Origin of the sequence: Actinoplanes sp. NPDC024001 (assembly GCF_040638955.1) — a bacterium.
Taxonomy (GTDB): Bacteria; Actinomycetota; Actinomycetes; order Mycobacteriales; family Micromonosporaceae; genus Actinoplanes.
The window spans coordinates 25,408-44,442 of record NZ_JBEZZB010000031.1; the positions used below are offsets into that span (position 1 = coordinate 25,408).

12 protein-coding genes are annotated in these 19,035 nt (G+C 72.9%); 3 read left to right on the forward strand and 9 right to left on the reverse strand.

Translation table 11 applies throughout. The features are described 5' to 3' along the window. Positions 1-33 precede the first annotated feature (33 nt). Positions 34-1,188 (reverse strand): acyl-CoA dehydrogenase family protein, encoded by a 1,155-nt coding sequence (locus tag AB0F81_RS14680; protein ID WP_360196506.1) that lies wholly within the window; start codon positions 1,186-1,188, stop codon positions 34-36. Positions 1,189-1,417: 229 nt separating this feature from the next. On the opposite strand from AB0F81_RS14680, the gene AB0F81_RS14685 reads away from it, so the two are divergent. After that, the gene (locus AB0F81_RS14685) at positions 1,418-6,586 is read left to right on the forward strand and encodes a hypothetical protein (RefSeq protein ID WP_360196509.1); all 5,169 of its coding nucleotides are present in this window, start codon (positions 1,418-1,420) and stop codon (positions 6,584-6,586) included. On the opposite strand, the gene purE is transcribed toward AB0F81_RS14685, so the two are convergent. The 6 genes from purE to mca all read right to left on the reverse strand — a co-directional run bounded on the left by purE (position 6,583) and on the right by mca (position 15,147). After that, positions 6,583-7,080 (reverse strand): 5-(carboxyamino)imidazole ribonucleotide mutase, encoded by a 498-nt coding sequence (gene purE, locus AB0F81_RS14690; protein WP_360196512.1) that lies wholly within the window; start codon positions 7,078-7,080, stop codon positions 6,583-6,585. The genes AB0F81_RS14685 and purE overlap by 4 nt on opposite strands. Next, complete coding sequence (locus AB0F81_RS14695; protein ID WP_360196515.1) at positions 7,081-8,223, reverse strand: 5-(carboxyamino)imidazole ribonucleotide synthase; 1,143 nt, start codon at positions 8,221-8,223, stop codon at positions 7,081-7,083. Positions 8,224-9,099: 876 nt separating this feature from the next. Next, entirely contained in the window at positions 9,100-11,100 is a 2,001-nt protein-coding gene (locus AB0F81_RS14700) for a thioredoxin domain-containing protein (protein WP_360196517.1), read from the reverse strand. 35 nt (positions 11,101-11,135) lie between these two features. Next, on the reverse strand, positions 11,136-13,664 hold the full coding sequence (locus AB0F81_RS14705) for a bifunctional diguanylate cyclase/phosphodiesterase (RefSeq protein ID WP_360196520.1): 2,529 nt from the start codon (positions 13,662-13,664) through the stop codon (positions 11,136-11,138). Positions 13,665-13,898: 234 nt separating this feature from the next. Further along, on the reverse strand, positions 13,899-14,189 hold the full coding sequence (locus AB0F81_RS14710) for a hypothetical protein (protein WP_360196636.1): 291 nt from the start codon (positions 14,187-14,189) through the stop codon (positions 13,899-13,901). 76 nt (positions 14,190-14,265) lie between these two features. Then, positions 14,266-15,147 carry a mycothiol conjugate amidase Mca gene (gene mca / locus AB0F81_RS14715; protein ID WP_360196523.1) on the reverse strand — a complete coding sequence of 294 codons (882 nt, stop codon included), beginning with the start codon at positions 15,145-15,147 and terminating at the stop codon, positions 14,266-14,268. A 115-nt stretch (positions 15,148-15,262) separates the two neighbouring features. Between mca and AB0F81_RS14720 the strand changes: the two genes are divergently transcribed. Then, positions 15,263-15,682: a DUF4307 domain-containing protein gene (locus AB0F81_RS14720; RefSeq protein WP_360196526.1), complete on the forward strand. Its 420-nt coding sequence runs from the start codon at positions 15,263-15,265 to the stop codon at positions 15,680-15,682. A 137-nt stretch (positions 15,683-15,819) separates the two neighbouring features. Continuing rightward, the gene (greA, locus tag AB0F81_RS14725) at positions 15,820-16,353 is read left to right on the forward strand and encodes a transcription elongation factor GreA (RefSeq protein WP_360196529.1); all 534 of its coding nucleotides are present in this window, start codon (positions 15,820-15,822) and stop codon (positions 16,351-16,353) included. Positions 16,354-16,402: 49 nt separating this feature from the next. Here the strand turns inward: greA and ilvA are convergent, their stop codons facing one another. Continuing rightward, positions 16,403-17,653 (reverse strand): threonine ammonia-lyase, encoded by a 1,251-nt coding sequence (gene ilvA / locus AB0F81_RS14730; protein ID WP_360196532.1) that lies wholly within the window; start codon positions 17,651-17,653, stop codon positions 16,403-16,405. A 22-nt stretch (positions 17,654-17,675) separates the two neighbouring features. Continuing rightward, on the reverse strand, positions 17,676-19,034 hold the full coding sequence (locus tag AB0F81_RS14735) for an amidase family protein (protein ID WP_360196535.1): 1,359 nt from the start codon (positions 19,032-19,034) through the stop codon (positions 17,676-17,678). Position 19,035 lies beyond the last annotated feature (1 nt).

Below are 19,035 nucleotides of genomic sequence, written 5' to 3' on the forward strand. Positions count from 1 at the left end.
CGACCCCCGCCCCGGCTTGCCCGAACCTGCTTCTCAGTCCTTGAGGAGCTGCCGCGCCATGACGATCCGCTGGACCTGGTTGGTGCCCTCGTAGATCTGGGTGATCTTGGCGTCGCGCATCATGCGCTCGACCGGGTAGTCGCGGGTGTAGCCGTAACCGCCCAGGATCTGCACCGCGTCGGTGGTGATCTCCATGGCGGCGTCCGACGCGAAGCACTTCGCGGCCGCGCCGAAATAGGTCAGGTCGGCGTCGCCGCGCTCGCTCTTGCCGGCCGCCACATAGGTGAGCTGACGGGCCGCCTCCAGCTTCATGCCCATGTCGGCGAGCATGAACTGCAGGCCCTGGAAGTCGGCGATCGCCTTGCCGAACTGCTTGCGCTCCTTGGCGTAGCCGAGGGCGAAGTCGAGCGCGCCCTGGGCGATGCCGATGGCCTGCGCGGCGATGGTGACCCGGGTGTGGTCGAGGGTCTTCATCGCGGTGGCGAAACCGGTGCCCTCGGCGCCGATCATCCGGTCGACGGGGATGCGCACGTTGTCGAAGTAGACCTCGCGGGTCGGCGAGCCCTTGATGCCGAGCTTCTTCTCCGGCGCGCCGAAGCTGACGCCCTCGTCGGACTTCTCCACCACGAACGCGGAGATGCCGCGGGAGCGGGCCGACGGGTCGGTGACGGCGAAGACCGTGTAGTACTCCGAGACGCCGGCGTTGGTGATCCAGCGCTTGACGCCGTTGAGCACCCAGTGGTCGCCGTCGCGCACGGCCCGGGTGGTCATCGACGCGGCGTCGGAGCCGGCCTCCGGCTCGGACAGGCAGTACGAGAACATCGCCTCGCCCGCGGCGACCTTGGTCAGGTAGCGCTGCTTGAGGTCCTCGGACGCCGACAGGATCAGCGGCATCGTGCCCAGCTTGTTGACCGCGGGGATCAGCGACGACGAGGCGCAGGCACGGGCCACCTCCTCGATCACGATCGCGGTGGCCAGCGCGTCGGCGCCGGCGCCGCCGTACTCCACCGGAATGTGCGGGGCGTGGAAGTCGGACGAGCGGAGCGCGTCGTACGACGCCTTCGGGAATTCACCGGTCTCGTCGGCCTCGGCGGCGTTCGGGGCGACCCGCGCGTCGCAGACCTCGCGCACGGCGGCGCGGATCGTCTCGTGGTCCTCCGGAAGCCGGTAGACGTCGAACTCTGACATGCTCCTTAACCTTCCCTCAGGCGGTCCCGCCGCCATGTTACCGGCGCGTAGCGTGCGCCTGGCAACAGCGGCTTCTGTGCCGAATATCGCCGCCCGTTCGAGGGCATGCTGGAAAACCGCCGGGTTGGGGTCGTTTCCGCAGATCTCTACCCGCTTGAGACTGTTCTAATGAGGTGTCGTACCGGCATGCTTTTCTTACACCGAGCCGCCGGCTGGTCGAGGAGGTCCCGTGGCGCAGGCTGACGACGAGCTCGACTACGTAGACGAGCTGGCTCGTATCGATGCCTCCATCGCGTCAATGAAAATCCGCGACATGCAGGCCGCCAAGGAGCGGACGCAGATCGCGGCCAAGATCCAGGCGGCCCAGTTCCAGCGCGACATCCTGGCCCACGCGCAGAAGTCCAAGGGCGCGAAGAGCCGGCGGACCAGCGGCAAGCGCAAACCGCCGGAAGACTTCCCGCCACCACCGCCGCCGACCGGGCGACCGGGCGGCGAACCCGACACACCCCCGCCGCCGCCCGAGTCGGCACGCCGGCGCCCCACCACCGCGCCGCCGCCGGACTGGGCCGAGCCGGGCACCGCGCACACCGGGCCGCCCGGTGCCGCCTCCGACGGGGTGACCGTGCTGGTCGACGATCCCCCGCCGGCCGAGCGGGTCGCGCCGCCCGGCCCGCGGCGCCCGCCGCTGGCCACCATGGAGCACGGGCCCGAGGCGTCCAGCCAGTCGGTGCAGAACATCCTGCTCGCCCTGGGCGCGCTGCTGCTCGGGGTGGCGGCCGTCGTCTTCGCCGGGGTGGCGGTCTCCAACCCGTTCGCCCGGACGCTGATCCTGGCCCTGGCCACCGGCATCGCCCTGACCGTCGCGCCCGGGGTGGCCCGCCGCGGCCTGACCTCCACCGGTGAGACGATCGCCGCGGTCGGCCTGATCCTGCTCCCGATGACGCTCTACGCGCTGCACGGGAGCCCGCTGGCCGGTGGGCCGGACGTGCCGGTCGCCCTCTACCTGGGCCTCACCTTCGCGATCACGGCGGTGGCCGGTTTCGTCTACGCGGGCCTCACCCGCCTCGCCGCGCCACGGTACGCCACGGTCATCGCCACCCAGCCGGTCGCGCCGCTCCTGGCGTACCCCATGATCCAGAGCCCGGCCGGCTGGGGCCTGGCGCTGACCACCGTGGCCGTGCTCGATCTCCTGCTGCTGACCACCGTGATCCGGACCGGGCGGCTGGTGCCGCGCTGGCCGCTGGGCCGGCCCTGGCCGGCCGACCGGGTGTCGCTCGCCGAGGCCGACGCCGACGGCGAGCGCTTCGCGCGCCGTCCCGGCGCGCCCGATCCGGCAGACCCGGCGGCGTACGCGGCGGACGCCCCGCCCCGCCCGGAGTCCCGGCCGGAAGAGCCGGATCTGATCATTCCCGGTCTGACCCGGCCCCGGCGCCGCTGGCTGCCCACCCGGATCTTCCCCGGTCCGCGGCCGGAGGGCGCGCCGGCTGCCGGTTCGGTGCCGCTGGCCCCGCCGGCCACCCCGCCGTCCGCCGACTGGCTGCGCGAGCTGACCTTCGCGCTGCTCTGCCTGGCCTGCGCGGGCGCGCTGCTCTACTCCTCGGTGGCTCTGCTGCAGGCACAGACCGCCGGGGACGCGCTGCGGTCCGGCCTGATCCTGGTGGCCGCCGCGGCGACCGCCGTGGCCGCGGCCCGGCTGCTGAAGAACCCGCTCGCGCTGAACGTGGCCGGCGCCGTGCTCACCCTGGCGCTGATCGGCGCGACCGCCCGGATCACCGACGTGGTCTCCCCGCACTGGACGCTGGTCGCCTCGGCCGCGGTGGTCGCCCTGACCGGCGCCGTCGTCGGGATGCTGGCCGAGCCGGTGCGCCGCGGCCCGCAGTACGCGTCGACCGCCGCCCTGACCCTGATCGGCCTGATCGTGGCGGTGGACGTGCTGCGCGCCGCGATCGCTCCGGTCGCCGCGGCCCGCCCGGTCTGGGACGCGGACACCGCCGCCTACTCGCAGCAGTTGGCCGAGGCGGTCGGCCCCGAGGGCTGGCTGCTCGCGTTCAGCGCGCTGCTGCTGACCATCGCGGCCGCGCTGGCCCTGCCCGCCGGCATCCGGCACGAGGGCGCGGTGGCGGGCATCGCGCTGACCGCCCTGTCGGTGCCGGCCTCGCTGAGTCTGCCCTGGTCCGAGGCGCCCTGGCCGCTCGTGCTGGCGGCCATCGGCCTGGGCGCCGCCGGCCTGTGGGCGAGCACCAGGCGCATCGCGGTCGCCCACGTGGTGGCGGCCGGGGTGGTCGGCCTGTTCGGTGCGGGCGCCTCGCTGAGCGCCTCCTGGCTGACCGCGGCGGTGCTCACCGCGATCGCCGGCGCGGGCGTGATGGTGGCGATCGCCGCCCGGCAGATCCCGGTCCGGCTCTTCGCCTGGCTGGTCGGCGACTGGGCGGCCGGCGCCGCCGCGCTCGCCATCCCGGGCGCCGCGGTCACCGCCGCGCTCGCCATCTCCGACACCGGCGGCGGTCCCCCGCCGACCGCGGGCTCGACCGTCCCAGCCCTGGCCGCCGGCTTCCTCGCGGTCGCCGGCACGCTCAGCTACGCGGCCGTGTTCCAGGTCGCGCACCGGGAGATCAGCCTGCCGCTGACCGCCGGCACCGGGCTGGGCGCGCTCGCGATGGCCTTCGCCGCGCTCTTCGCGCCCGGCGCCGCCGCACCCGACCTGTGGGTCGGCGCGCTGCTGCTGGGCGCCGCCGGCCTGCTCTTCTTCGCCAAGTCGATCGACGCCCGCGGCCGCAACGACCGGGTGCTCGACGGCCCGGACATCGCCGCCGCGGCAGCCACCGTCGCGATCTGCGGCGCGCTGGCCCGGGTCGCCGCGCTGGCCTTCCCGAACGCGCCGCTCGCCGTCGCCGGCGTGGTGATCCTGCTGGTCGGCATGGGCGTCACGGTGCTGGAGGAGGACCTCCGGCGCGGCCCCTCGCGCGGTCTGGCCATCGCCGGCGCGGTGGTCGGCGCGATCGCCGGCTGGCAGGCGATCGAGGGCGGGCTGCGGATCCTCTCCGCGCCCGGCCCGCTCTGGGCCGCCGACCTGAGCCGGTACGCGGCAGACGCCCCACCGGGTGCCTGGCAGGCGCCGTTCGCCCTGGTCATGGTCGCGATCACGGCCGCGATCGGGATGCCGAAACCGTGGTCGCACTACGCCTCCGGGCTGGCCGCCGCGCTGGCCACGATCGGCGCCCCGTGGGCCTTCGGCCTGCCCTGGTGGTCACCGCTGGTGGTCGGTGGGGCGGTCGCCATCGCGTACGCGCTGGCCGCCGTCGCCGCCGCGCAGCCCGCCGCCGCCCGCGCCCGCGCCGGGGTGGCCGCCGTGGTGCTGCTGCACGCCACCGCCACCGGCCTGGTCCGCCCCTGGTCGACCGCGCTCGCCCTGCTCCTGGTGGTGATGCTCGGCCTGCTCGTGGCGGTGATGGCCCGCATCCCGGTGCGGCAGACCGTCGGCACGCCGGACGACCCGGCGCCGACCGTCGAGTTCGCCGAGGTGGCGCCGGGCGAGCCGCCGATCCTGGTGCTGCCGCCGCACCGGGCCCAGCTCGGTGGCGCGGCCACCGCCTCGGTGCTGCTCGCCCTGCCCGGTGTCTTCGCCGCTCTCGCCGCCGATCAGGGCCACAACCTGCAGGTGGTGCTGACCGCCGCGCTGGCCGCCTCCAGCCTCGGCCTGGCCCTGCTCGCCGCGGCCGGCCGGCACGTACCGCAATATCTGCCCTGGGCGACGATCGGCCTCGTCATGGGCGCCACCATCACGGCGGTCACCTCGGTGCCGACCGACTACCCCACCGCGCTCTACGCGGCGGCGGCCGCCTTCCTCGGCGTGCTCGCCGAGCTGCTGCGCGGCGCTGTGCCGGCCCCGGTCCAGCGGGTCGCCCCGGTCGAATACCCGCCGCCGAGCCGGTACACCCGGGCCCGCCGCGGCGCGTGGCGCTCCAGCGGCCTGGGCCGTGGCGGCTGGGGCGAGCGCTGGCTGGCCGACCCGGCCACCGGCGCCGTGGCGATGGCCCTGATCCCGACCCTGCTGGCACTCTTCTCGCTCGCTCCGGCCCTGCGTGCCGCGCTGGTCGACCCGCTGCAGCAGCTGCGGGCGATCTGGGAGGGGCCGATCCCGGCGCTCGCCAACCCGGCCGCCGGCAACGTCGACGCGACCAGCGCGCTCGCCGCGGTGCTGCTCACCGGGGCCGCGGCGCTGGCCGCGCTCGGCTTCGGCGGCAAGGCTTCCGAGGCCGTGCCGGTGGTGCTGCCCGGGATCGCGCTGACCCTGCTGATCACGCCGATCGCGCTGGGCGCCTCGTTCCCGGCCGCGACCGGCGCCGCCCTGGTGGTCTTCACCATCTCGATGCTGGGCCTGGCGCTCACCCCGCCGCCGATCGCGACCCGGGCGCCGCTGCTGCGCGGCACCCGCAGCGTGGTCTTCGCGATCGGTCTGCTGGCCGGCGGCGCCGGTCTGGCCGGCAGCCTCGCCGAGCAGCCGCTCACCCTGTTCACGCTGGGCAGCGCGGTCGGTGTCGGCCTGGTCGCCGCGATCGGCGGCCGCACCCAGATGGCCCGGCTGCTGGGCTGGCTCTTCACCGCCCTGATGGGCCAGATGTTCGTGCTGACCGCGGCGATCGCGGCCGGGCTGGACCGGCACTGGGCGGCGTTCGGCGTTCTCGCGGTCGGTGCCGCGCTGCTCTCCCTGGAGGCGGCGCTGCCCCGGCTCGGCCTGCCGCAGTACCGGCCCGAGGCGGTCACCGTCGAGTGGTGCGGGTACGCGTCGGCCTTCATCGCCGGGGCGCTGGCCTTCGACTCGCTGCCCCACCTGGCCGCGCTGCTGGCCGCCTGGGGCGCGGTGCTCGGCCTGGCGGCGTCGCGGCCGGACCGGACCCCGCACCAGCGGCGGACCCTGTTCTGGGTGGCGGTCGGGTTCGAGATCGTCGGCTGGTGGCTGTTCATCGCGCTGGCCGAGGTCGGGCTCCCGGAGGCGTACACGTTGCCGTTCGCGGCCCTCGCGCTCGCGGTCGGCGTGGTCGAGGCGCACCACCGGCCCGATCTGAGCAGCTGGGCGGCGTACGGTCCGGCGCTGCTGGCCGCCTTCGTGCCGACGACGGGCCTGGTGCTGGCCGGCAACGGCGGCGACCTGCGTCAGGTGCTGCTGCTGCTCGGCGCGGTGATCACCCTGATCATCGGGTCGCGGACCCGGCAGCAGGCGCCGGTGGTGGTCGGCACGATCGCCACCGTCATCGCCGCGTTCCGGTTCGCGTTCACCCTCGGCGGGCCGTGGCTGATGCTGGTGCCGATCGGCGTGATCCTGCTCTTCCTGGGCGCCACCAGCGAGAGCCGGCGGCGGGCCCAGGAGCTGCGGAACGTGGTGTCGCAGATGCGCTAGCCGAGCAGTTTCTCGCGCAGCGCCGCGTCCTTCTCGGCGACCAGCTTCTCCAGGCCGGTCTGGAAGTCGGCCATCCGCTGCCGCAGCGCCGGGTTCGCCGCGCCGAGGATGCGGACCGCCAGCAGCCCGGCGTTGCGCGCCCCGCCGATCGACACCGTGGCCACCGGCACCCCGGCCGGCATCTGCACGATGGAGAGCAGCGAATCCATCCCGTCCAGGTGCTTGAGCGGCACCGGCACGCCGATCACCGGCAGCGGCGTCAGGGCGGCCACCATGCCCGGCAGGTGCGCGGCCCCGCCGGCGCCCGCGATGATCGCCTGGATGCCCCGGCCGGCCGCCGACTCGGCGTAGTCGACCATCTTGCGCACGGTGCGGTGCGCGGAGACGACCCCGACCTCGAACGGCACGTCGAACTCGGCGAGCGCGACCGCGGCGGCCTCCATGGTGGGCCAGTCCGAGTCGCTGCCCATGATGATGCCGACCTGCGGGGCCATCTAGACGCCTTCCTGAAGCCACTTGGCGGCGCGCACGGCCCGCGCCCGCACCCGTTCGAGATCGTCACCGAGCACGGTGACGTGGCCGATCTTGCGACCGGGCCGGACCTGCTTGCCGTAAAGGTGCACGCGCGCGCCCGGATCCTCCGCGAAGAGGTGGTGCAGCCGCTCGTCGATGGAGATCCCGCCGGGTTCCCCGCCGAGCACGTTGGCCATCACGACCACCGGCGCGGTCAGCGCGGTCTCGCCCATCGGGTAGTCCAGCACGGCCCGCAGATGCTGCTCGAACTGCGAGGTCCGGGCCCCCTCGATGGTCCAGTGGCCGGAGTTGTGCGGGCGCATCGCCAGCTCGTTCACCACGATGCCGGCGTCGGTCTCGAACAGCTCGACGGCGAGCAGGCCCACCACACCGAGCGCGTTCGCCAGGTCGATGGCGAGCTGCTGCGCCTCGACGGCGCGCTCCTCGGACAGACCCGGCGCGGGGGCGATCACCTCGACGCAGATCCCGTCCTTCTGCACGGTCTCCACCACCGGATAGGCCGCGACCTGCCCGAACGGCGACCGCGCCACCAGGGCAGCGAGCTCGCGGCGCAGCGGCACCTTCTCCTCGACGATCAGCGGGATGCCGGTCGACACCAGATCGGCGGCGGCCTCCGGCGAACCGACCATCCAGACGCCGCGCCCGTCGTACCCCCCGCGGGTCGCCTTGGCGACCACCGGCCAGGAGCCGCCCGCGAACGCCTCGATCTCAGCGGCGCTGCTGACCCGCGCCCACCGCGGCACCGGCGCGCCCAGCTCCGCCAGGCGCTCCCGCATCATGCCCTTGTCCTGGGCGAAGACCAGCGCCTTCGAACCCGGGAAGATCTTCACACCCTCGGTTTCGAGCGCCTCGATATGCTCGGTGGGCACGTGCTCGTGGTCGAAGGTGACCGCGTCACAGCCTTTCGCGAACTCACGCAACGCAGCGAGATCGGTGTGCGTGCCGATCGGCACATCAGCCGCGACCAGGGCGGCGCTGTCGTCAGGCTTCTCACTGAGCACACGCAGTGACTGGCCGAGGGAAATGGCGGCCTGGTGGGTCATCCGGGCCAGCTGGCCGCCGCCCACCATGCCGACTACGGGCAGACCGGTTCGGGTATCCATCGCCAGGCAAGCCTAGCGATTCCCCAGCTCACCCAAAAATCAACCCCATTTCCCGTACGCCCTACCCCGCCCCAACCGCACCAGCCCCTCCCCACCCACTCCACCCCAACGGCTCCGCCTCTCCGCAACCCCACGCCCGACCGCAAGCGCCAACCCCACCCCGTGAACTTCCGCCGCTCACTCCACACGCTCGAACCGTGCGGGAATGTGTCCGCCCACGAGCCCTTGCCGATGCACGCCGATCCCGGTCAGCCGGCTCTCAGCACAGCCCAAGCGCAAACAAACAGCCCCGGCCGCCAGCCAGCCCGCCCAGCTGCACCTCAGAGCCGCCCAAGCCAGCCCGAACCAACACCCTCCGCCAGCCAGCCCGCCCAGCTGCACCTGAGAGTCGCCTCAGCCAGCCCGAACCAACACCCACCGCCAGCCAGCCCACCCAGCTGCACCTCAGAGCCGCCCAAGCCAGCCCGAACCAACACCCACCGCCAGCCAGCCCACCCAGCTGCACCTCAGAGCCGCCCAAGCCAACCCGAACCAACACCCACCGCCAGCCAGCCCACCCAGCTGCACCTCAGAGCCGCCCAAGCCAACCCGAACCAACACTCACCGCCAGCCGGTTTGCCCGGCTGCACCTCAGAGTCGCCCAAGCCAACCCGAACCAACACTCACCGCCAGCCGGTTTGCCCGGCTGCACCTCAGAGTCGCCCCGGCCAGCCCGAACCAACACTCACTGCCAGCCGGTTTGTCCGGCTGCGCCTGAGAGTTGCCTCGGCAGGCCTGAGACGACGCTGACGGTCAGCCAAGCGGTTCCACCGTGACCGGACGTGCCCCGCGCGAGCTAGGAGCGCGTGAAGTTCGGGTTCGTGGGGCGGCGGGAGATCACACGGTGGATTGGCGCAGGCGGGTCAGCAGGTCGGACGGTGTGGTGACGGGGCGGTCGCAGACGAAACCACGGCAGACATATGCGGTGGCCTGCCCGTTGGTGAGCGGGCGGTCGGCCAGCAGCGGGACGCCCGCCCGGTCCGGCTCGCCGGCGACCACCACGGTGCCGCCCGGCGCGTGCCGGAAAGCCGCCGCCACCAGCGGATCTGCCAGATCGGTCGTGGCCACCGCGATCTCGAACGGGCCGGTCAGCGCCGCCTCGGCGACCGCCGCCGAGTAGCCCGCGAACCGGGGATGCCCGCCGATCAGCGGCCCGAGTGTCGCCAGCGCCGCGTCTGCCGCCTCGCGGTAGGCGGTCTCGCCGCTCAGCGCCGCATAGGCCACCAGCGCCGCGCAGATCGCCGACGCACCTGACGGGGTGGCGTTGTCGGTCGGATCCGCCGGGCGGGTCAGCAGCTTCTCCGCGTCGTCGGCGGTGTCGTAGAACCCGCCCTCCCCGGTGCCGAAATGCGCCAGCGCCACGTCCAGCAGCTCCTTCGCTAGCCTCAGCCAGCGCGGATCAGCTGTCACCTGGTGCACCGCGAGGAACGCCTCGGCTACACACCCGTAGTCGTCCAGCACCCCGGCCGGCTCGCCGACCGCACCGTCCCGGGAGACCCGGCGCAGACGACCGCCGACCAGGTGCCGCTCCGCCAGCACCTCGGCAAGCGCGACCGCTGCCTCACGCGACGACGCCGTTCCGGTGAGCACGCCGTGCTCGGCGAGAGCCGTGATGGCGAGACCGTTCCAGGAGGCGACCACCTTGTCGTCGCGGGCCGGCTGCGGGCGGCCGGCCCGGGCGGCCAGGAGCCGCCTCCGGACGTCCTGCCAGCGGGCGACCAGGGACTCTTCGGCGGCGTCGATGTCGCGGGCCAGCACCAGCACGCTCTTGCCGTGCTCGAATGTCCCGGCCGTGGTCACCCGGAACAGGTCGGCCGCCCACGTCCCGTCGTCCGGGCCGAGAGCGCCGACGAGCTCGGCGGGCGTCCACGCGTACGTCAGACCCTCGACGCCTTCGGCGTCGGCGTCCAGCGCCGACGCCAGGCCGCCCTGCGGCGTACCCATGTCGCGCAGCAGGAACGCGGCGGTCTCGTCGGCGATGCGACGGGCGAACGCGTCCCCGGTGAGCCGCCACAGCTGGGTGTAGACCCGCAGCAGCAGCGCGTTGTCGTAGAGCATCTTCTCGAAGTGCGGCACGGTCCAGGTGTTGTCCACCGAGTACCGGGCGAAGCCGCCGGCGAGCTGGTCGTAGAGGCCGCCGCGGCCCATCTGCTCGGCGGTGTGCCGGACCATCTCCAGCGCCTGCGCCGACCCGGTGCGCTCGTGATGCCGCAGCAGGAAGAGCAGGTTCATGTGCGGCGGGAACTTCGGTGCGCCGCCGAACCCGCCGTACGTCTCGTCGTGTTCCCTGGCCAGGCCGTTCGCCGCGGCCGTGAGCAGCTCGGCGGAGATCGGCGCGGTCGGCCCGCCGACCAGCTGCGCGCCGCCGACCGCCTGGACCACCGCGGCGCCCTGTTTCAGCACGTCGTCGCGCTGGTCACGCCAGACCGTGGCGACGTTCTCCAGCAGCTTGGCGAAGCTCTGCTTCGGAAAGTACGTGCCGCAGAAGAACGGATCACCGTCGGGAGTGGCGAAGACCGTCATCGGCCAGCCGCCCTGCCCGGTCATCGCCTGCGTCGCGGTCATGTAAACGGCGTCGACGTCGGGCCGCTCCTCCCGGTCCACCTTGATCGAGACGAAGCCGTCGTTCATCAGCTTCGCGATCTCGTCGTCCTCGAAGGACTCGTGGGCCATCACGTGGCACCAGTGGCAGGCCGCGTAACCGACCGAGATGATCACCGGCACGTCGCGGCGGCGGGCCTCCTCGAACGCCTCGGGTGACCACTGCCACCAGTCGACCGGGTTGTCCCGGTGCTGCTGCAGGTAGGGCGAGGTGGCTTCGGCGAGACGGTTGGCCATCCCCCAACACTCTCACGCCGAACGGCGATCGGCCGTCAGGAAGCGTCCTCCGCGCGCAGCGGCGCGATCTGCGGCGCCGGTGACGTGGCCGCCAGCTGCGACAACGCCTGCACGATCTTGTCGGCGGGCATCGGCTTGCAGAAGTGGTAACCCTGCGCGGTCGGGCAGCCCAGGGCGATCAGCGCGGCCCGCTGCTCCATCGTCTCGATGCCCTCGGCGACCACCCGCACGCCCAGCCGGGCGCCCAGCTCGACCGCGCCCCGCACGACCGCCCCGGCCGCCGCCGAGTCGATCATCTCGTCCACGAACGACCGGTCGATCTTGATCTCGTCGACCGGCATCCGGGTGACCGAGGCGAGCGACGAGAACCCGGTGCCGAAGTCGTCGAGCGACACCTGCACACCGGACGCCCGCAGCCGGGCCAGCACCTCGTCGACGATCTCCTGCTCACTCACCGCCACCGACTCGGTGATCTCCAGAACCAGGCGGGACGCCGGCGTACGGTGCCGCCGCAGCGCCTCGGTGACCTGCGCCGGGAAGGTCGGGTCGGTCAGGCTGCGCGCCGACACGTTGACCGACACCGGTACGTCGATGCCGTGCGCGTTCCAGTTGGCCGCGGCGGCCAGTGCCAGGTCGAGGACCCGCCGGGTGAACGGGATGAGCAGCTCGCTGCGCTCCACCGCGGGCAGGAAGTCACCCGGCGACAGCTGCCCCCGGCGCGGATGCCGCCAGCGGACCAGCGCCTCCACCCCGGTCGGCACGGACGTCACCAGGTCGACGGCCGGCTGCAGGTAGAGAACGATCTGGTCGTCCGCGACGAAAGCGTCCTGCAGTTCGGCGAGCAGGGCCAGCTGATCGGTGCTGCTGGCGTCCTGACCGCTGTCGTAGGTCCCGACGGTGACCCCGAGCTCCTTGGCCCGGCCGACGGCGAGCGACGCCCGCCTGAGCAACTCGCCGACCTCGACCTGGCCGGCCCGGGCGACGACCACGCCGACGGTCACCTCGATGGCCAGGCGCACGCCCGCCACCTCCATCGGCAGCCGCAGCTGCTCCACCAGCTCGCGGGCCCGGCGCAGCGCCACCGGCAGTGGGCTGGGCTCGCCCTGCGGCCACCCGGCGGAGTCGGCGAGCGCCACCACGGTCGGCGCGAGCAGCGCGAACTCGTCGTCACCGGTCCGCGCGACGATCTCGCCGGACCGGGCCAGCTCGGCGAGCCGTCCCGCGACCAGGCGCAGCACCTCGTCGCCGCCGCGGTGCCCGAGGGTGCTGTTGACTTGCCGGAAGTCGACCACGTCGAGCAGCAGCACGGCCACGTGCCGGTCGCGTTCGAGGGTGCGCAGCAGGGGGTCGCCGACGGCGGCGAGCGCGAACCGGTTGACCAGCCCGGTCAGCGGGTCGTGCACCCGGTCATGGGCCACGCGGGCGTCCAGCTCGGCGATCCGCTGGTGTGCCGCCGCGTCGTGCAGTGCCCCGGCCAGCGCCTCCCCGTACGCCGTGATGGCCGCCTCGTCCTGCGGCACCGGCAGGCTGGGTTCACCGAGCCAGACGGTGAGTTCGCCGACCGGCCGGCCGGCCACCGCCATGCTGCGGGTGATCGCCGGGCCGGAGCGGGCGCCGACCTCCTCGTCCAGGCCGGGGCTGTCCTGCGCGTACCGCCGGTGGCCGCTCTCGGTGCGCACCTCCAGCTCGGCGCGGCGGGCGCCGAAGACGTCGAGGGCGCCGCGCAGCCCGGCCCGGGCCACCTCGGCCTCGCTGGTGCCGGGCAGCCGCGCGGTCGCGGTGGCGAACGCCTCCCACATCCGGCGTTCCTCGGCGGCGCGCAGGTGGAACCGGTAGGTCCGGTGCAGCAGCCACAGCGCCGGACCGAAGGCGAGCAGCCAGAGCGGCTCCCGGGCCAGCGCGAACACCGCGATGAGGCCGACCAGCACGTTGCCCACCGACATCGGCAGCTTGGCGTGCAGCACGCGGGTGGCGATCTGGGTGGGCTCGGCGTCCCGGCGCAGCGTGAGGGTGAGCACCACCAGGCCGAACGTGATGAGCAGATAGGTGACGCCGCCGGCCACCAGCGCCAAGGGGAGCCGGGCGCCGTGCAGCGGGACGTCACCGGCGAGCAGGGCGGTGACCAGCGCGGCGCCGGACACGCCGAGGGTCATCGAGGCGACCAGGTGCACCACCTCAGCCGCGTTGCGCAGCCCGGTGAACCAGGCCAGCAGCAGCCAGGCCAGACCGGTGCCGATCAGGGTGGCGGCGGGCAGCCAGCCGGCCGGCGCGACCACGAACCCGACGATCACGGCCGCTTCCGCCCAGCTGACCGAGACCGCGTCCGGCCCGAGCCGGAAGCGAAGACCGGCGAGCTGGGCGATCGCCGCGAGCACGGCAGCGACGCAGACGCCGTCGAGCGGCGAGAGCGGGCGGTCGGCCGGGCGGTCCACCGGCTGCAGCGCGCCGAGCACGACGGCGGCCAGGGCCGCCACCACCACGACGACGGTCAGGATGCGTACGGGCCGGGGGCGGCCGAGCCACGAACCGTCACGGAGTGGCTGGACGCGCGAGAAACGCGTCACGACGGCACCCACAGGGCTTGCACAGCACGATGCACGTGCAGATGCTCTTGGGAGAGTCGGCGCCGGACGATGGTCATGTCGGCGCCCCCTTCCGCGCAGGGTCCCGGGGCTGTGCAGCCCCCGGCGGAAGGCTAAATCAATCCTGATGAACGCAACAGGGCTTGACGGACCCCAGACCGGGATGCTGGGCGCCCGGGGGACGAAATCCCCCGGGCCCGCCGAGCGGTCATCCGATCAGGCCTTGGCCGGCCCGTCACCGGCGGCGGAGTCGCTCCCGCCGTCCCGCACGCCCTCGACCTCGGCTTCCTCCGCCGCGGCAGCCGAAGCCGATCGATTCGCTTCGACATCCTCATCCGGCGCGGCGGCCGAACGCTCGAGATCAGCATCGAGGCGCGCGATTTCTGCCACACGCTCCCGCTCGCCCGCAACCGGGAAACTGTCGGGAAGCCGACGAATCCGCTTGTTCATGTTGCGGATCAGCAGCACCGTGGCGACGCACATGAGGACGATGAGGAACAACCCCATCGGGCCGGCCAGGCCGCCCGATCGGGTGTCGCCAAAATTGTTTACCGCGAAGACGTCCACCCCGTCAGCGTACTGCTCAGTGGGCTTCGACCTTCTCCCGGATGCCCGCGAACAGGTCGGACTCCGGGACCGGGCTGTCGACCAGCGAGCGAGCCAGCTCGAAGTCTTCCGTGGGCCACACCTTCTGCTGCAGCTCCAGCGGGATGTGGAACCAGAAACCGTCCGGGTCGACCTGAGTGGCGTGCGCCCGCAGCGCATCGTCGCGAATCCCGAAATATTCCCCGCACTCGATCCGGGTGGTGATCTTGTCACCCCGGTCGTGCCGGTCGGACCACTTCTCCAGCCACTCGGCGTAAGGCGACTCGAGGCCGGCCGCCAGCATCCCCTCGTGCAGCGCGAGCATGCGCGCCCGGGTCCAGCCGGAGTTGTAGTAGAGCTTCAGCGGCTGCCACGGCTCACCCAGCTCGGGGTAACGCTCCGGGTCGCCGGCCGCCTCGAAGGCCACCACCGACACCTTGTGGCACATGATGTGGTCGGGGTGCGGGTAGCCGCCGTTCTCGTCATAGGTGGTCATGACGTGCGGGCGGAACTCGCGGATCAGCTTGATCAGCGGCTTTGCCGCCTCCTCCGGGTCCTGCAGGCCGAAACTGCCCTCCGGCAGCGGGGGCAGCGGGTCGCCCTCGGGCAGGCCGGAGTCGACGAAACCGAGCCAGGCCTGGTCGACGCCGAGGATCTCGCGCGCCTTCTCCATCTCGGCGCGACGGATGTTGGTGATGTCCGCCAGCACCTCCGGCCGGTCCATCTTGGGGTTCAGGACGCTGCCCCGCTCCCCACCGGTACAGGTCGCGACCAGCACCTGGACGCCTTCAGCCACATATTTCGCCATGGTGGCGGCACCCTTGCTGGACTCGTCGTCGGGGTGCGCGTGCACGGCCATCAGGCGCAACTGCTCAGTCACGTTGTTGGGATCCTCTCGACCAGGCCTGCCGTCGGCGGGCCGGGATCGGCTGCGAAGATGGAACTCTGCCATTCTGGCCGATCCCACCGACAACAAACGCACGAGAGGCCGTCAGGTGAGCGAGACGCACGCCACATCGCCGGTGTTTCCGCCCGGTCGCTACGGCCGTCGCCGCGACGGCCGCAAGCGCCGCTGGGTGCCGGTCCTCGCCGTGGTGCTGTTCGCCGCCGGCATTCTGGGACTGACCCTGAAGTTCTATGACAAGTTCGGGCAGACCGACTACACCCCACAGATCATCGGATGGAGCGAGCCGACCGCGACCGAGCTGGTCATCCAGTTCCGGGTCTGGGTTCCCGAGGGCGGCACGGCCAACTGCATGCTCCGGGCCCGCGACTACGACGGGTTCGAGGTCGGGCGGCGCGCGGTGCTGGTGCCGGCTCCGGACGGCGGCGGCACGGTCGAGGTGAGCGAGCCGGTGCCGACCAAGGCGCGGGCGTCGGTGGGCGACGTGATGGGCTGCCGCGCCGCGGGGTGACCGCCGGATCCGACAACTTTTCGCCTTCCGGGCGGCTCGCATACCGCTGGTAAGCTTGGTGATTCGCTGCGTTCAGCATGTCGCCCTTGCGCAGCAATTCCCGTGAACGCAGCAATTCCCATGAACACTGCCGCGGCATGCTTCAACACTGCCCAGTCCCAGCAAGGAGATCGACCGTGTCCAGTTCCGAGGCGCCGAAGACCTGGCTCTCCCAGGACGCTTACGACCGGCTACAGGCCGAGCTCGACGAGTTGATCGCAAACCGGCCGGCGATAGCGGCGGAGATCAACGCGCGGCGCGAGGAGGGCGACCTTCGCGAGAACGGCGGCTACCACGCCGCGCGTGAGGAGCAGAGCCGGCAGGAAGGCCGCATCCTCTACTTGAAGGAGTTCCTGCGGAACTCCGAGGTGGGCGAGGTCCAGGCGGCTGACTCGGTCGCTCCGGGCTCGGTGGTGACGATCTACTTCGACGACGACCAGGCGGACACCGAGACGTTCCTGCTCGGCTCGCGGGAGATCTCGTCGACCACCGACCTGACCGTCTACAGCCCCGAGTCGGCGCTGGGCAAGGCCATCCTCGGCGCCCGCACCGGCCAGACCGTGACCTACACGGCCCCGAGCGGCGCCGACATCAAGGTCACCGTCGTGAAGTTCGGCCCGTTCGAGGGCTAACCGGCTTCGTCGAAGAGCTCGCGGCACCGCGCCGCGAGCTCTTCGCGTCTCAGGGGGTGGCGTCGGCGAGCAGCGCCACCCGGTAACCGGCGTCGCGCAGGGCGCTGATCAGCGCCGACGAGTGCGCCGGACCGCGGGTCTCCACCGAGAGCGCCACCTCCACCTCGCCGAAACCCAGCCGCGGGCTCTGCCGGGAGTGGGAGACGTCGACGATGTTGGCCCGCTGCTCGGCGATCTCGCGCAGCAGCCGGGCCAGCTGACCGGGCCGGTCCGTGCAGCGCACGGCCAGGCGCAGGAACCGCCCGGCCGAGGCCAGACCGTGTTCGATCACCCGCAGCAGCAGCATCGGGTCGATGTTGCCGCCGGACAGGATGGCCACCGCGGGTCCGCTCCGCGGCGGCACGTAGGCGCCGGTGAGCAGCGCCGCGACCGCCGCGGCGCCGGCCGGCTCCACCACCATCTTGTGCCGTTCCAACAGGACCAGCAGGGCCGCCGACAGGTCCTCGTCGGTGACCGTGACGATCTCGTCGACCAACTTCGCCACGTGCGCGAACGTGAGATCACCGGGGCGCATGACGGCGATGCCGTCGGCGATCGTGGCGCAGCTGTCCAGCTTGCGGGGCGCACCGGCCGCCAGCGAGGGCGGGTAGGCCGCGGCGCCGCTCGCCTGCACCCCGACGATCCGGATGTCCGGCCGGATCGCCTTGGCCGCGACCGCCAGCCCGGAGATCAGCCCGCCGCCGCCCACCGCGGTCACGATGGTGGCCGCTTCTGGACATTGTTCGAGGATTTCGCACGCCACCGTGCCCTGCCCCGCGATCACGTCCGGGTGATCGAACGGGTGGATCAGGATCGCCCCGGTGCTGCGGGCGAAGTCGTGCGCCGCCTCCAGGGCGTCGTCCACACTGGTTCCGGCGTACTCGACCGCGGCGCCGTACCCCTTGGTGGCCGTGACCTTGGGCAGTGGCGCGCCCTCCGGCATGAAGACCGTGGCCCGCGTGCCCAGCAGGCCCGCCGCCAGGGCCACGCCTTGGGCGTGGTTGCCGGCGCTGGCGGCGACCACGCCGCGGGAGCGCTCGGCCTCGGAGAGCCGGGCGATCCGGGTGTACGCCCCGCGCACCTTGTACGACCCGGCACGCTGCTGGTTCTCGCACTTCAGCCACACCGGCACCCCGGTGATCTCGGTCAACGGCCGGGACGGGATCAGCGGCGTCTCCTTGACCACCCCGGTCAGCAGTTCACGGGCGGCCTCGACGTCGGCGAGAGTGAGCAGGTCCAGTGGATCCCCGGCAGCGGTCATGACCACCAATCGTGCCACTCCCTCAAACGAGAGCGTGGCGCTGCCAGGGGTTCAGCACCTCGAACTGCCCGGCGACGGCGAGCAGCAGCAGTTCCGAGTCGGGCGGGCCGACGATCTGCACCGCCAGCGGCAGCCCGTCCGGACGGAAACCGACCGGGATCACGATGGCCGGCAGACCGGCGTAGTTCCACGGCGCCGCGTACGGCGCGTAGGCGGCGTTGGCCCACATGTTCTTGCGCCAGGACTCCGCGGAGTACTGGATCGCCGGGGGCGGCGCGCTGGCCAGGGCCGGTGTGAGCAGCAGGTCGATCGACCGGTCGGCGAAGAACTGGGTGGACCGCTCACGCCAGGCGTCCCGCTGCTTCTGCCGGACCAGCCCGGCCCGCAGCGCGGCCCGGCCGAGGGCGATGTGCCGGCGGGTGCGCGGCTGCAGGCTTGCCACGTCCAGGCCTTCGGAGTTGACGTACGCCCCGGCGAACCACGTGGCGAGCACACCCAGCGCCACACCCGTGGGATAGACCGGGTCGGCGGTGACCGTGTCGTGCCCCGCCTCGACCAGCAGTTTCGACGCCTTGGCGACGGCCGAACGGTTCGGCTCGTCGGGTTTGACACCCGCGGCCGGGGACCGCAGCGAGACGCCGATCCGCAGCTTCGACGGCTCGACCAGTTTCGCCGGGGCCTGCCCGGCGAGCACCGAGAAGCCCAGCGCGGCGTCCGCCACGGTCGTGGTGAGCACGCCGTTCTCGGTCAGGCCGAACCAGTCCTTGTCGCCGAAACCGACCGGCACCACACCGCGGCCGGGCTTGAGCCCGACCAGCCCGCAGCACGCCGCCGGAATGCGGATCGACCCCAACCCGTCGTTGCCCTGCGCAATCGGCACCAGGCCGGCGGCGACCGCGGCGGCCGAACCGCCCGACGAACCGCCCGGTGTCCGGTCCAGGTCCCACGGGTTGCGGGTCGGCCCGTCCTGGTCGTCGGTGATCGCCCACAGCCCCATCTCGGGCATCTTGGTGACGCCCACGACGACCGCGCCGGCGCCCCGCAGCCGCCGGACCACCTCGTGGTCCTCCTCCTCGACGTCGGAGGTGCAGGCCGCCGCGGAGCCGTGCCACGTGGGCAGGCCGGCCACCGCGGTGTTCTCCTTGACCGCCACCGGCACCCCGGCGAGCGGCAGGTTGGCCAGGTCCTCCTGGTCGTCGACCTTCTCCGCCTCGGTGATCGCCTCGCCGCCACGGACCACCCGGAACGCGCCGAGGGCCGGGTCGGAGATGGCGATCTGCTCCAGATGGTCGGCCACGACCTGGGTGGCGCTCGCGTCGCCGCGGCGCACCGCACGGGCGATCTGCTTGGCGGTGGCACCCACCCAGGTCGTCGATTCCATG